We start from the raw sequence: 13,118 nt of genomic DNA, 5'->3' as shown, positions 1-13,118 counted from the left end.
AAAGGAACCAAGAACTGACGCCTTATGATAAAAGAAACAAGCACAGAGCTGCCTGTAGGAGAGGAAGCCCTGAAATACCTCTTCGAACATGTATACTCCTACATGTACAATTACGCACACAAGCTATTACGCGATCGGATGGCCGCTGAAGATGCGGTGCAGGAGGCTTTTTTCCGGATAATACAACGCAAAAAGCCCTGGGAAAGCCTTACCCATGCAAGAAATGCCTGCCTCCAGGCCGTTTCCCACGTGTGCCTGGATAGTAAGAGAGAGAGAAATATCGACTACGCAGAATGGAAAGACAGCCACGACGGCATTTTGGACGGGGACGGCGATGGCCTGCAGAAACTGTTGCGCCTCGAAGTCTATGGACAGGTCATCAAAGCGGTCGAAGACCTGCCCCCCGCAAGGCGCGATGTGATCAAGCTCGCTTACTTTGAAGACAGGCCCCTGGAAGAAGTCGCCGAAATGATGGGCAAAAGCTATACAGCTACCAAAAACCTCAAATACGAAGCAAAACAAGAGCTGCGGAAGCTGTTGCTCAACAGGTACCACCTGCGCCCGGAACTCCTCCAACTGGTATGGATATTCTTTTTTTAAAAAAACTTTCAAAATCATATGACCGGCAGTCCACTTTTTCGTAATAAATATGGTGACCATAAACTTTATCAGTTATGAAAATGCCTACTATGAAACAAAAACTTATGCTGATCATTTGCAAGCTGTCAGATGGTCTGCCACTCAGCCCGGGGGAAAACAGGCTATGGAGCAAGTACCGCGACCAGTTCAACCCTGTCTTTAGAGAAAAGTTTGACAAAGAACTATACCTCGAGCTCAGGGCTGCCCACGACCGTGTCGACGAAGCCTGGTTGAGTTTCAAACAGCAACGCCTGGGTCAGCACACGTCCTGGCCACAAGGAGCCATCATAGCCCTGCCCATTGCCGGCAAAGAAGTAAGCCATGGAAAACTTCTTATGCTCCTGAAGCCGGCCGCAGCAGTGGCCGCTGTAATAGCCGCCTGCTGGTTCTATTGGCCAGGCCCCCAACAACAAGCGCTACCCATCGTGGAAAACAAGACAGAGGCAGCGCCCATCATATCGCCCGAATGGACAAAAGCGTCGCTCATCCTGAACGATAAAACCACCATCCACCTCGACCACCAGGAAAATGGCATCGTAGCCCATGAAGGCGCCGCCACAGTCAAAGCCGGCAATACCGGCATTGCCTACCTGCCCGATGAAGACTCGACAAAACCGGTTTGTCAGCATGAATTGAAAATACCGCGCGCAGGTCAGTACCAGGTGCAGCTGTCGGATGGCAGCTCTGTAATATTGAATGCAGAAACAGTACTGCGTTATCCTACCCGCTTCACCGGTAGTACGCGGGAAGTGGAACTGTTGCACGGTGAAGCCTATTTCACGGTGGCAAAAAACAACAAACCATTTGTCATCAAGTCCAATAAAATAGCCATCCGCGTCACCGGCACCCAATTCAATTGCAGTGCCTATGAAAATGACGATAATATTACCACCACGCTCGTCGAAGGGAAAGTGACCATCATCAAGAACGATTTTCCTTACGACCTGGCGCCGGGACAACAGGCCCGCTACGATAAAAAACACCGCAACGTAGAGATTGCGCCGGTCAACAACCTCGACGATGCCGTAGCCTGGAAAAATGGGTATTTCAGTTTCAACAACACAGCCCTGACCGGTATAGCCAAAACCATTGAACGCTGGTACAACGTAAAAGTGATAGTGCATGCCGGCCTTCAGGATAAAACCTATACCCATAAACGCATACAAAAAAATACACGCCTCGATAAGCTGTTGGATGCGATCACAGGATCGCTCAACATCAGCTACAAGAGCGAAAACGGTACAGTACACCTGTACAAATAAATCATTGCACCATTAACCATTTCCTTGCACTGTCATCATTGCCTTAGCCTTTCCTATAGTCCATTAACCTTAGCCTTATCCAACGGAGCCCCATGCAGCGTAGTGACAGCTTATTTCCCCCTTGTTCTCATGTCCACTACGCTGCAGGGTATCCGCATCGTGTCAACTGGATCCCTCAACTCTCTAATCAGAAAGCGATGATAGTAGCACGACGACTAACGATGCTGTTGGCCATACTGGTAACGGCCAGCCAACAACAGGCGAACGCACAAGACAGCACCACACTAATCTCACTCCACCTCCAGCGGGCGAAGCTGGAAAAGGTGTTCGATACCATTGATGCCATCAGCCCTTTTTCGGTAGGTTACTCAGGTACCCATCCAAAGCTGCAAATGCAAGTGAGCATACCCGCCCACCAATGGACCATCAAACGCCTGTTCGATACCCTCGCAGCACGTTGCGGATTTACCTACCGCTTCAGCGAACAGATGATCACCGTCATTTTTCCCGACAGTGCCGCCGGCAGTAAGAACGCCGATACCGTCAAGCGCATCATCATCAGAGGATACATTACCAACCCCGAAAAGGAACCCCTCGCCAGCGCCTCCGTACACCTCAAAGGCCTACGCGAGATCTACAAAACCGATGCGGAAGGCATGTTCACGATCACCGTCAACAAGCCCAACTTCACGCTGCGCATCACCAATATTGGGTATGAACCCAAAGACGTGTGGGTCAAAGATGCACAACCACTCACCATTACCCTCGATCGCCATGTGTCGCAGCTCGATTCCATTTCAACCACTACCTACCTCTCTACCGTCCGCCGCAAAAGCACCAGCAACATTACCATCATCGACAACCACAATACATCATCACAAGGACAGTCGCAGATCTTCAATACCCTGGGCAATGGCGTGCCGGGATTGTTGATAACACCCCTGAGCGGAGGAGCAGGCAGCATGGCCCAGATACAGGTGCGCGGCCGCAACAGCATCCAGCTGCCAGGCCGCAGTGGGGCAGGGGCCCCCTTGTTTGTAGTGAACGGCATTCCCTGGGGCAGCGACAACAGCCCACTCAACCTATTGCCCATTGGCGGCAACAGAGCCTACGACGTCGGCTCTTTCAATTACATGAATCCCGATGACATTGCCACCGTCGAAGTATTGAAAGATGCAGACGCCACCGCCATCTATGGTTCCCGCGGCGCCAATGGCGTCATCCTCATCACCACCAAAGAAGGCAAGTCGGGCAAAGGAGGCATAGAAGCCAACGTGCAATACGGCATCACCCAGGCGCCGAAGACCATGAACCTGCTCTCAACAGAGCAGTACCTTACCGTACGCAAAGATGCATTCAGACTCAATGGAGCCACGTCCACCAATACCAATGCACCCGATATCAGGCTATGGGATCCCAATCGATACACCAACTGGCCCGAACAGTACCGCGAAGCAACAGGACAGCAACACAAAGTGCAGCTGGCCCTGCACGGAGGGTCGGTCCGCATGGTCTATTACCTCAGCGGAGGTTGGTACAAAGAACAGCTGCCACTTCCCGGAAAGCCTACCAACGAATACGGCACAGCATACGCCAGCATGACCTTTCACTCCAAAGACATGCGCTTCACCGGCACCTTCATGGCCAGTTACGTATCCGGCAAATCCGTGGGCATCGCCACGGACATGACACAACTTCGGTTGCTCACACCCAATATGCCTGCCCTCGATTCGACGGATGGAACACCCATAGAAAATGGCAGCACCATCAATCCGTTGTTTTACCTCAACAACAAGTACACCGACCGGGTAGAAAGCACCTTGGGCGGTGTAAAACTGCAATACAAACTGGCCGGTAACCTCCTCTTCAAAACCACCATCGGCATCCACTACATGGATGTAAAAGAAGTAAGCCTCTTGCCGATAGCAGGCTTCGGCCCGGTGTTCAACAGGGGGCGGGTACTCACAGGCACGGCTTACCACGGCTCCAACTACCTCAACAGCTGGATCGTGGAGCCCCTGCTCCAGTACACCCGTAAATGGCCGGATATAAAACTCACCGTCATAGCAGGCACCACCTTTCAGCGAAAGGTCAACAACCAGAAAACCATCGAGGCATCCGGCTATACCACCGATGCCTTTATCAACCAGCTGAACATAGCACCCACTACCCGCAACAGCAACAACGATACCGAATACAAATACCAGGCAGCCTTTGGCGTGCTCAACCTCGATTGGAAAAACCAGTTTCTGGTCAACCTCACAGGCAGGCGTGATGGCTCCTCCCGCTTTGGCCCCCGCAGGCGCTTTGGCAACTTCGGCGCCGTAGGCTTCGCATGGCTGTTCAGCGAACTAACGGGCATCAGGAACAGCCCCTGGCTGCAGCTGGCAAAATTGAGGGCCAGCTATGGCCTCACCGGCAATGACCAGATCAAAGACTACGGCAGTCTCTACCTGTGGAATGTAGTGCCGGCCGACAGGCCCTATGCTGGCCTCCCCGGTCTCGAACCTTCAGGCCTGGTAAATGACGACTACCAATGGGAGAAGAACAAAAAACTGGAAGTAGGCCTCGACCTCCGGCTCATCAGGAAGATATATGCTTCACTCGCGTGGTACAACAACCGATCTACCAACCTCCTCACGGCACGCGGCTTACCGGGACAAAGTGGCTTCGGAGAAGTACTGTGGGAGAACACACCCGCCATTGTACAGAACAGGGGCGTGGAAATATTACTGTCCCGCGAAGAAACAAAACAGAACAAATACGATTGGTCCGCCACCGTGTCCGTCACCTTGCCGCAAAACAAACTCCTGGCATTTCCCGGGCTCGATAAAACCAACCTCAAGAACGTACTCGAAATAGGCCAGAGCCTCGGTGTCATAAAAGGATTTCGCTCCATAGGCGTAGACCAACAGAATGGTTTGTTCCGTGTGCAGGATGTCAACAAGGATACCAAGTACAACCAGGATGATTATGTGGTAACCGGCAACACAGATATTACAGCATACGGCTCGGTAGTGCTATCAGGTAAGCTCAACAAGTTTCGCGTGGAGATAGAATGGGAGGGAAGGAAACAACAAGGCATCGATCAACTCTATTATTATTCGCCGGCCCGCTGGAATACCAATGGCTACACCAACATGCCGGTAGAATTGCTGGGAAGTTGGAAGCAGCCGGGAGACAATGCCCGCTATCCACGCTTGCCCGCACAGGCAGTAGGCGAAGCCTATCAGTCCTGGCAATATTTCCGGGCAAGCGACAGGATCATCACTGATGCTTCTTTTTTACGCCTGAGAACAGCCACCATTGCCTGGAATTTCACGTGCGGCTGTGTGAAGAAAGGCCACTACCTGGAAGGAAAGGTCTATATAACTGGCATGAATATATGGACATCCACCAAATACCGGAATGCAGACCCATTGACCCAGAATTTCTATGGCCTGCCGCCACTGAGAAGCATCATGGCCGGCATGCAAATAAAAATATAGTATTGTCACGCTGAGCTTGTCGAAGCGTCAACTTAAAAAATGATTAAACGACTTATATATTATTGCTTATTCATACTCCTGTCAACAGGCTGTAAAAAGTTCGTGACCATAGCACCTACTACAGCAGTGGATGCCGATGTCATCTTCTCGGGAGATGAACCAGCCAACATTGCCCTGATAGGACTCTACGCCAAAATGGTGCAGGAATTTGGCCTGATGAATGGATACCCGTCCTTATATGGCGGTCAGTACGCCGACGAACTGCAGCCATTGTTGCCCCAGCCTTCCGACCTGCCCTTCTTTCACAATGAGTTGACTGCCGACGAAAGAGTGGTGAGAGGAATATGGTCAACGGCCTACAACCAGGTCAACCATGCCAACCAGACCATAGAAAAGATAGCCCAATCCGAAGGCATGACCGAAAAAGGAAGACGGCAGCTGACAGCAGAAGCAAAGTTCATACGCGGCATCTATTACTTCTACCTCATCAACCTGTTTGGCGAAGTACCGTTGATCCTCACGTCCCGCTACCAGGAAACCCAGCAGGCAAAAAGAATGCCCATCACACAGGTATACCAGCAGATAGAACAGGATTTGCAGGAAGCAGTGGCAGGTTTGCCGGAGGCCTGGCCCGTCTATCCCATTACAGGCGCCGTACCCATCCGCGCCACAAAGTTTGCAGCAATGACCCTCTTGGCCAGGGTCCACTTATACAGAGGCAATTGGCAACAGGCCATACAACAGTGCGATGCCGTCATCGATGCAAAGAAATTTAAGTTGGCCACAGAACCCAATGAGGTTTTCCGCATGAGCAGCCCCGAGATCATTTTCGCACTGCAGCCTACCAGCAAGGAATACAATACGGCAGAAGGCCACTTCTTTGTATACCAGCCTGCCATCATGCCGGCCGGCCCTGCCTACGTATTGACCGATAGCCTGGTGAAAGCCTTTGAGCCCACCGACAAGCGGTTCATAGCCTGGGCAAAGCCGGCCATGGTCGAGAATAAAAGAGTATACGCCCCCGATAAATACGAGGTATATGATGGAGAACAGTTGATAGAAGTGAACCTGGCATTACGTCTGGCCGAAGTGTACCTCATGCGCGCCGAAGCCTATGCACAGGTCGACAACACGCCGCTGGCATTAGCCGATCTGAACACCATCAGGCAAAGAGCGGCACTGCCTGCACTAAATACAGTAGAAGATAAACCAGCCTTGCTGCGTGCGGTACAACAGGAGCGTAGGATAGAACTCTTTGGAGAGTGGGGACACCGGTGGCTGGATTTGCGCCGCTGGCCTTCACAACTATACCCGTCCAATCCGGGTCGGTCACGCGCCGACGATATACTGGGAAATTTTCCGGGGAAGATATGGGCCCCTTGGAAGACAAGGTGGCCCATACCGGCCAGTGAGATAGTTAAACTACCTGCATTGGCGCAGAACGAAGGATACGATTAAAGAATCACCACAGGTTGCTGTAAATAGGCCGCAGTGGTTGATTGGGAAAGTAGCCATACTCGAATTCTACCAGTCCGCCTGCCCCGTCCGCACTGAAAGTGTACTCGGGGAAGATGCGCCGCAGACGCTCGATCTCCTGGTTGATTGTTAACGACGAACCAGTATAACCGGTCAGGTCAGGATCATAATACCAGTTGTACGTCATAACAAAATTGGGAGAGGCGGGCGCCTGTTCGGCTGACTGGGAGCGATAGCTACGGCCGGAGAGCTGCAGTGCCGTGACGCATAAGATCGCCACATAGAGGATCTTTTTCATCCTGTTTAGGTTTAATAGTTAATGATGAGGAACCATTTGCACGGTTAAAATAGGGTAGGATCACAGCCTGGCCAGACTGTCAGTAATTTACAACGTTTTTTGACCCGAAAGAACTGACAACGGTCAAGAAATGATGCGAAAAGAGCGGCTTTTACCCAACGTTAGTACCCGCAAACCCGCTCGCAGCAGGCAGCGCACAGCCCGGAGCTGGCTTTTAAAAAACTGCTGATCGAATAACTTTTTGTGCTAATTCGACAACTCGTATAACATAATTTGCATACAGGTTCAGGATACTGATAGGTGGCAATTGCCACAACAACATTCTTCTCTTACGTGCAAAACTCACCAGTTGTCAACAACAAAGAGCTCACGGTAGCTTTACCGGCGATACCCCTCTATGTCGCCAGAAGTCGACTGTACGCTTTTCGGGAACGGCTAAGACGCATAATGAAGCATTTGTACCAGATCTTAATGGTTTAATGGTTAAATGGTAAAGCTGTGTGCATACGGCAACAGCTTCTCCTGGAGTAAAATGTCGCCATTGCTGTCCGTGGCACAGGCCGGCAATGGTGCTTCCAGGGGAATGCCATGATCAGGTAACCATCGAGGTGGTGCGTATGTACGATAATCCCTTTTCCCTGAGCACCCTGACAATTTCCATTTTTTCAATTAAACCTTTTGCTATGCAAGTTCAATTAACCGATGCCGATGTTCAACGATTGGCCCTTGTGCGGGAAACTATCCTTAAAAACCTGCGGTATCATTACACCATTCCCACACTGGCGCAAACTGCAGGCATTAATGAATTCAAACTAAAAACAGGATTTAAAGCCCTCTACGGACAACCCGTTTTCGATTTCCTCACAGAACAGCGAATGAAAATGGCCATGGAACTCATGGAAAGCAACAATTACTCCATTGGAGAAATAGCCCACCGCTGTGGCTACAATCACCCTACCAATTTCTGTGCGGCTTTCCGCCGCCGTTATCATATCCGGCCTTCCGACTATCGTAGAAATGCAACCGACGCTATCCGAAGCGCTATTTAAACCATCCAGCACCATACAAACAATCCTATTTGCCCCGACAAACAAAAAGGGGGCTCACGCCCCCTTTACTATAAATTAACGGCTTGCAGCTATTTCTGCAATACCATTACATCATTCATCATAAACGTACTACCTCCATCTGCCACAATATTATACACAGGCTGAAGTCCGCCCGCTGATTCAGATTGGTGCCACACTTTGAAAGCGCGGTATTTACCCGTTGCCTTATCCAGGCAAAGGATCTCCTCGCCAACAGCAACTTCTCCCATCTTCTTTTGACCGCTTTGCGTCAACACAGGGTGGTTGGGAGTAGCCTGCAACACTTTGCCCGAGAGCGCCACTTCAGTACCTGCTGCAGTCACAGTTTCCTGTGCGGCCAGCAAGGTGAGACGTGTGATCGCATAGTTCTTCGGGGCATGACTGGTAAGCTCTTTCACCGTCACCACCTTATTTTGTTGGGTGGCAGGGTCTACTGTAATGATGCGATCACCAGGACGGATGGACGCCAGCTCACGCGTGCCGCCACCGGCCATGCTCACCTGCATGGTGCCGGGGAAACAGATATCGGTGCCATAGGTGCCGGCCTCTTTGCTGATGTCTTTACCGGCGTTGGCCGCTTTGTACAGCTGGAACCCAAACTCCTTCGACAAAACATACGACAACTTCAGTACGAAGTTGGCTTCCTGCTTATCGATGGCATGAATATCTTCAAAGTATTTCTCCCACACTTTAGGCCCGGCAGTAAAGTGCGGCATACAGGCTTTATACAACGTGCCCTTTTCATTGGTATAAAAAACCATGATACCTAAATCCTGCATCCCTTCTTTGGCGATCAGTTTATAGATGTCGATACGTTTCTTTTTACCGTCATCACCCGTGATAAAATACGGCTTACGGCTTTCATACCTATCCAGCACATACGTGTTCTCAAACTTCACATACGTATCATTATCCAGGTCCTTAACGACAAATCCCTTAGCCTTCTCATAATCCTCGACCGTCAAAGTCCTTTTCTCCTGTCCCCAGGATACCAATACCGACGAAGTAAGCGCAATAGCAAGAATAAACTGTTTCATTATTGTTGACAAGTTATTATGTTGAAAGTTATCCATCTTTTTGTCATTTCGAACGAAGCGACAGCGCAGTGAGAAATCTGCTATCGAAGCAAACGCACTGCCCGCCCTTGTTGTTTGTTTTTTAAGTACGTCGTTACGCCAAAGTAGCTTGCAGCCAATAACAAATGATCAAAGCTAAACTTGAAGTGGCTGGTTGCTCATAACAAGTAAAGCATGTTCCACAATGGAGAGGCGTTGGCCCGTCAGGCCGCGCGGAGCGATCGGGCCTGACTTGATTTTTCTTTGGTTACTTTCTTTGCATCAAAGCCTGTCCCGCGATAGCGGGAGCAAAGAAAGTGACAAGTCAGCGCGTGCAGCGCGAAACCCTTGCGACAGCAAAAGAGCAAAGAGCAAAGGACAAAGAAAATGACAAATGCGTACGTGTCATGCAAAAGAGTAAAGAAAGCTTAAGAGATCTCTCTAAAAGCTTTTGCAAACTCCTGCATCTCCTCCATAGTCCCCAGACTAATCCGACACCACTCCTTCCCCGCAAACCGCCACGTGCGTATACTAACCCCGCGTTTCACCATTTCCATTCCAAACTTGGAAGCCTCCATCTTAATCGGAAACATCACAAAGTTGGCAGAAGAAGGGATCCAGGTATAGCCTTCTTTCTCCAGCACTTCATAGAGAAACTTTTTAGAAGCCATGGTTTTGGCTTTGGCATCATTCAGGAATTCCATATCGAGGTAGCTGGCATAGGCAGCTTGTAAAGAAGTGGCGGAGATACACATGCCAGCGTTGGTATACTTGTTCATAGCCTGAACAGTAGCAGTAGGCCCAACGGCATAACCTACGCGCAACCCGGCAAAGCCATACAGCTTGGAGAAGGTGCGGGCGATGATCACGTTTTGACCTTTGCGCACGGCCTCCATCATAGAGGCGCCTTTGGGATCATCGAGGTAGTCGATATAAGCTTCGTCGATGAAGATGGGCACTTTGGGCGATACGCGTTCACAGAACGATTTCAGTTCGGCAGTGTCGAGTACGGTGGCTGTGGGGTTATTGGGATTACAGATATAGACCAGTTTGGTATCGGCGGTGATGGCTTTCTCCATGGCCTTCAGGTCCAGCTTGTAGTCGGCAGTCAAAGGTACCTTGATGATGTTGGCTTTGAACTGGCCGGCCTTTTCAGGAAGGTCGTTGTAAGAAGGATCGCCGGTGATGATGTTGCCGCCGTCTTTGCTGAAGTAGAGGGCGCCTGCCAGCAGGAGCGGAGAAGAGCCGGCGCCCATGATGATCTGGCTGGCTTGTACACCTTCATATTCGGCGATCTTGGTCACCAGTTCGCGGCTGAACATAAAAGGATAGCGATAACTGTCGGTGATGGCATCCTGGATGGCCTTCTTGGCTTTGGGTGAAGGGCCGAAAGGATTTTCGTTGGCGGAAAGCCTGGCCTTGATATCGGGAGGCGCGGAGAGGATCACCGACTCATCGGTTTCCAGCGCAGTCAGCGCGTCGAACACTTCGGCAGGGGGATGAGCTTGCGTTTTGTTGGCTAAGGCAGCGGGGATCAAACCCATGCCACCGGCGAGCAGAGCACCGGTTTTCAGCAGTTGGCGGCGGTTGATGAACGTACTCATGATTGTTAGTTTTGTTTACTTCTTAAATGGTTGACTGATGATAGGGCACAGCAATCAGTGCTTTTATATGGCAAGAAGAAAACTATCGATCTGTTTGTTCAAAGTGCGAAGCAATGGTATCCTGTAACTTAAAACCTTGTAACCTGCAACTTGAAACTATCCAGGATACTTAAGCCGTTGTTCCGAAAGCCGTCCATGAATGGCGGTAGCAACCTGCCGCGCAGATTCAAAAGCGCCGGCCATCCAGGAATTCAGGTAGGTAGTGTGTTCCCCAGCAAAATATACGTTTTTATCCGGAGTCAGCAAAGCTTTATAGCTGGTTTGTCGGTCCTCACTGCTATAAAGTGCCCAGCCACCCAGGTTATACTGCGTTTTGTGCCAGCTCACGGAAAAGCTGCGCTCAAACTCCTGGTCGTATTGCGGATGTATGAGCTTTCCCTTTTGCAGCGCCAGCTGTTCTCGTTGCGCAAAAGAGAGGTCGCCCACTACCTTGGCTTTGTCATTGAAATTATAGTAACCGATCAGCATCCCTTTTTTACCGAGATAATCATTGGAGGGATAAAAGATCTGCGTTAGTTCATTGTTGGTATGCGTAATGCCACCATAGATGTTTTCATCCTCCTCCCAGAAGCGGCGTTTGAACTGCAATCCGATCTTGCCCGTCTTGATATAATTGGCATAGTCGATAGCGCGGCTCACATTGGAAGAGAAGTTGTGGTCCACATTGCTCAACACCGGCAGTGGGATGGTGCAGATACAGAGATCACCCATAATGCTTTTCTCACCGGCAGCCGATTTATACTTCACTTCCACACCCTTGTCGGTATTGCGAACGGTAGTAACCACGGCGTTGAACACAACAGGCGTCAGAAGTTTCTTTTCAAACGCTTTGGCGATCATGTCCATGCCACCTACGGCCTGAAACATGGTCATTTGCAGTTCATACGTGTACTCAGCTACATTGTAGAAGTCGGGGTCCAATAGGCCCGAGCTCACGATGGCGGATAAAGTATGCGGATCGGCCACGCGACCGGCTTTCTCACCCACGCCGGGCGGCTCGATATAACCACGGCGGGCGGAAGCTTTGTACAGCTTGTCGAGGTCCAGACCACCTTCCGCGCGCAGGTATTCTACTACCTTTTGCGCATCTTCCTTGGTGAGGTGGGTATCCACTTTATCGCTGTCTACGGCTTTGGCCAGCAGTTCACTGAGGTGACCGCGCACATCATTATGCACTTCCCGTACCCGCACCTTTTTGTTGCTGAGTGGGCCTTTGCCTTCACTGAAGTAGTAGGCCGATTCGTTCACATTATTATAGACCTGCAAAGGCACATTGAGCTCTTTGCAGTAGTGTAAGCTGATCTGGTGGTGATGGGGGATGCGGGAGGGGCCGGCATTGAAGTAAAGACCTTCATCGAAGGCAGCCTTTTGTTCCGGTGCGCCCGTTTCTGTGTGCGTCGATCCTTTGCGGATGCTCCAGCAGCGGCCACCGGCGCGGTTGCGTGCTTCGAGGATGGTGCAGCGGTAACCCAGTTTTTGCAGTTCGTAAGCGGCGGTCAGTCCGGCGAGTCCTGCACCCAATATAATAATATGTTCACCTTTGGCAGCGCCTGGCAGGTTAAAAGCGTGGGCGGGGGCGTCCTTCAAAAGACCCAGCGCCATCATGGCCGGGTACGCGCCACCAGCCAGCTTGCTGCTGTGTTGTAGAAATTTTCTCCGTGAGATCTGGTTCAAATGATAAAAAATATTAATCGTTGACGAAACTGCTTTCAAGTTAGAATTTTTGCCCCAACCAACCGCAGGAATATAGATGAACGTTAAAATGATATGATCTTTGGGTAAAATTTGTAACGCCGTTCTTTTGCCTTGATGCAAAAGAACCAAAAAATCAAGGCTGCAGCGCAAAATGCTACAATTCACCGGCTGTCGCTACAAAGAACGAAGGCTAAGGCCCGGCCTTTGTGCGCTGATTGACCGATCTGCTGATCAGCCTTTACCCATCTATCATCATCGTTCTTTGTTGACGCGCCATCCGCCGAATTGCTTAACGCATTTTGCGCTGAGGCCGTTCCCTCACTACCTGCCAGTTGCTGAAGTCACGAACAGCTAAGGAAGAGCAGGCCTACAGAGCCAGAAATAGTTGCATGCAGGAATCGTAGCAGCACCTAAAGGCCGCAGGCAACGAAGCAAGCGTACGAATACAGCATA

At 50.6% G+C, this 13,118-nt stretch carries 9 protein-coding genes; 5 read left to right on the top strand and 4 right to left on the bottom strand.

Annotated features, from left to right (window positions below):
* The first annotated feature begins 24 nt into the window (after positions 1-24).
* The 4 genes from AC5JBY_RS21160 to AC5JBY_RS21145 all read left to right on the top strand — a co-directional run bounded on the left by AC5JBY_RS21160 (position 25) and on the right by AC5JBY_RS21145 (position 6,847).
* Positions 25-600 (top strand): RNA polymerase sigma factor, encoded by a 576-nt coding sequence (locus tag AC5JBY_RS21160; RefSeq protein ID WP_495906645.1) that lies wholly within the window; start codon positions 25-27, stop codon positions 598-600.
* Positions 601-689: 89 nt separating this feature from the next.
* Positions 690-1,901 carry a FecR family protein gene (locus AC5JBY_RS21155; protein WP_495906644.1) on the top strand — a complete coding sequence of 404 codons (1,212 nt, stop codon included), beginning with the start codon at positions 690-692 and terminating at the stop codon, positions 1,899-1,901.
* 197 nt (positions 1,902-2,098) lie between these two features.
* Entirely contained in the window at positions 2,099-5,389 is a 3,291-nt protein-coding gene (locus tag AC5JBY_RS21150) for a SusC/RagA family TonB-linked outer membrane protein (protein ID WP_495906643.1), read from the top strand.
* A 39-nt stretch (positions 5,390-5,428) separates the two neighbouring features.
* On the top strand, positions 5,429-6,847 hold the full coding sequence (locus tag AC5JBY_RS21145) for a RagB/SusD family nutrient uptake outer membrane protein (RefSeq protein WP_495906642.1): 1,419 nt from the start codon (positions 5,429-5,431) through the stop codon (positions 6,845-6,847).
* A 4-nt stretch (positions 6,848-6,851) separates the two neighbouring features.
* Here the strand turns inward: AC5JBY_RS21145 and AC5JBY_RS21140 are convergent, their stop codons facing one another.
* Positions 6,852-7,163 carry a hypothetical protein gene (locus tag AC5JBY_RS21140; protein ID WP_495906641.1) on the bottom strand — a complete coding sequence of 104 codons (312 nt, stop codon included), beginning with the start codon at positions 7,161-7,163 and terminating at the stop codon, positions 6,852-6,854.
* 683 nt (positions 7,164-7,846) lie between these two features.
* On the opposite strand from AC5JBY_RS21140, the gene AC5JBY_RS21135 reads away from it, so the two are divergent.
* Positions 7,847-8,212 (top strand): helix-turn-helix transcriptional regulator, encoded by a 366-nt coding sequence (locus AC5JBY_RS21135; RefSeq protein WP_495906640.1) that lies wholly within the window; start codon positions 7,847-7,849, stop codon positions 8,210-8,212.
* Positions 8,213-8,301: 89 nt separating this feature from the next.
* Here AC5JBY_RS21135 and AC5JBY_RS21130 read toward each other — a convergent pair whose 3' ends face one another.
* From AC5JBY_RS21130 to AC5JBY_RS21120, 3 genes are all read right to left on the bottom strand, one after another.
* Positions 8,302-9,288: a Hint domain-containing protein gene (locus AC5JBY_RS21130; protein WP_495906639.1), complete on the bottom strand. Its 987-nt coding sequence runs from the start codon at positions 9,286-9,288 to the stop codon at positions 8,302-8,304.
* A 446-nt stretch (positions 9,289-9,734) separates the two neighbouring features.
* Positions 9,735-10,910 (bottom strand): pyridoxal phosphate-dependent aminotransferase, encoded by a 1,176-nt coding sequence (locus AC5JBY_RS21125; RefSeq protein WP_495906638.1) that lies wholly within the window; start codon positions 10,908-10,910, stop codon positions 9,735-9,737.
* Positions 10,911-11,066: 156 nt separating this feature from the next.
* Positions 11,067-12,644, bottom strand: a complete 1,578-nt coding sequence (locus tag AC5JBY_RS21120; protein ID WP_495906637.1) for a flavin monoamine oxidase family protein — start codon at positions 12,642-12,644, stop codon at positions 11,067-11,069.
* Between the last annotated feature and the right edge of the window lie 474 nt (positions 12,645-13,118).

The organism is Paraflavitalea sp. (assembly GCF_059502485.1).
This window is presented reverse-complemented; position numbering and strand designations above follow the sequence as displayed.